Source organism: Deinococcus aerius, assembly GCF_002897375.1.
Taxonomy (GTDB): domain Bacteria; phylum Deinococcota; class Deinococci; order Deinococcales; family Deinococcaceae; genus Deinococcus; species Deinococcus aerius.
Map to the genome: position 1 here is coordinate 1 of NZ_BFAG01000035.1, position 1,194 is coordinate 1,194.

Annotated in this window: 2 protein-coding genes; both read left to right on the plus strand. The window is 62.8% G+C overall.

Annotation, left to right across the window (positions count from 1 at the left end):
* Positions 1 to 59: 59 nt before the first annotated feature.
* Positions 60 to 329: a transposase gene (locus tag DAERI_RS21695; protein WP_103131519.1), complete on the plus strand. Its 270-nt coding sequence runs from the start codon at positions 60 to 62 to the stop codon at positions 327 to 329.
* A gap of 5 nt (positions 330 to 334) precedes the next feature.
* Complete coding sequence (locus DAERI_RS21700) at positions 335 to 1,144, plus strand: IS3 family transposase (protein WP_133162096.1); 810 nt, start codon at positions 335 to 337, stop codon at positions 1,142 to 1,144.
* The last annotated feature ends 50 nt before the right edge of the window (positions 1,145 to 1,194 follow it).

Sequence of the window (1,194 nt, forward strand, 5' to 3'; positions counted from 1 at the left end):
TGACATTGCCCCCGTTTTGAGGTCCAGCGCTGAGACCCCAGGTAGAACAGGGGGAGCGTATGGGCAAGGAACGACACAGTGAAGAGAAGATCCTCGAAATCCTCGGGCGGATCGAGAACGGTGAAGCCATCGCGGCCGTGAGCCGCTCGACCGGGATCAGCCGCAAGACCATCCAGAACTGGAAGGCCACCTACAGCCGTCAACCCAAAAGCGACGACGCCAAGCGGCTTAAACAGCTTGAAGACGAAAATGCCCGGCTGAAGAAGCTGGTCGCCGACCTGGCCCTGGACAACGCGATGCTGAAAGACGTCGTGGGAAAGAAGTGGTAGCGCCCGTGCAGCGCCGTGAAGCGGCGCGCTACCTCCAGCAGCAGCACGGCGTCAGTGAACGGCGAGCCTGCCGCGTGCTCGGCTTCGGTCGCTCGTCGCATCGCTACAAGGTTCGCAAAAACGATCAACACCTGGTCGAGCGGCTCCAGAAACTCGCCGAAGAGCGCCCTCGGTTCGGGTACCGTCGGCTGGAGGTGCTCTTGCGCCGTGAAGGCCAGATCGTCAACCACAAGCGGGTCTACCGCGTCTACAAGGCCCTAGACCTGACGGTCAGGAAAAAGACCCGCAGAAAGCGGGTCGTGCAGCGCCGTACGCCACTGAAGGCACCGTCGGCGGCCAATCAGCGCTGGAGTACCGACTTCGTGAGCGACCAGCTCGCCAGCGGACAACGTTTCCGGGTCTTGAACGTCGTGGACGACTTCACGCGCGAGTGCATCGTGTGCTTCGCCGACACGTCCATCACGGGCGACACCGTCGCCCGTCTGCTGGGGGAAGCCGTGAGGGAACGGGGGAAACCGAAGGTCCTGATCAGCGACAACGGCCCGGAGTTCACCAGTCGTGCCCTGGATGCCTGGGTCCACCAGCAGGGCATCGAGCGGCACTTCATCGACCCGGGAAAACCTGTGCAGAACGCCTACATTGAGTCCTTCAACGGACGCCTTCGGGACGAGTGCTTGAACCAGAACTGGTTCGTCAGTCTGCCGCAGGCCCGACTGATCTTGAGCGTGTGGCGGCGGGACTATAACGGGGTTCGGCCGCACAGCTCGCTGGACAACCTGGCACCGCAGGAGTTCGCCCGCCGTTCGACGGGCTGAGGTAGCCTTCCATGAGGGGTCCGGACTGGACCACAAAATGGGGCAGGCTC

Excerpts from the sequence above, each read along its gene's own strand:
- DAERI_RS21695 (WP_103131519.1), top strand. The coding sequence starts at position 60 with ATGGGCAAGGAACGACACAGTGAAGAGAAGATCCTCGAAATCCTCGGG.